The 372-nt window shown below is 46.5% G+C and carries 1 protein-coding gene; it reads left to right on the top strand.

Going from position 1 to position 372, the window contains the following annotated elements; translation table 11 throughout:
* A partial coding sequence (locus tag A3756_RS05820) for a glycine zipper 2TM domain-containing protein (protein WP_068553050.1) occupies window positions 1-372 on the top strand: 372 nt, incomplete at both ends.

The raw sequence follows: 372 nt of genomic DNA, 5'->3' as shown, positions 1-372 counted from the left end.
GAATTCCCGAAGAGGAATGTTGGACTGAACAGGTTCGATATGATGATTATCCTAAAAGTGAGCGTTCACATACTAGTACTATTCTTGGCGGTATTATTGGTGGCGCAATTGGTAATGCTGTAGGGCACCGAAGCAAAAACAAGAAGATTGGTACGGCTGTGGGTGCAATATTAGGGGCCTCAGTGGGGAGCGATATCGCCTCGAATGAGCGTCGTCGGTATAAAACAAGGTCACACTACCGTGATGAACAGCGCTGCGAAACCCGGCATCGTATAAGCTATGAAGAGAAGGTGCTCGGCTACCATGTATGGTATCGTTACAAGGGTGAAAGATATAAGACCCGAATGGATCAGAAGCCGGGTAAGAAAATAA

This window comes from Oleiphilus sp. HI0086, assembly GCF_001635225.1.
Note: the sequence above shows the minus strand (reverse complement) of the source record. Positions and strands in the feature narration are given on the sequence as shown.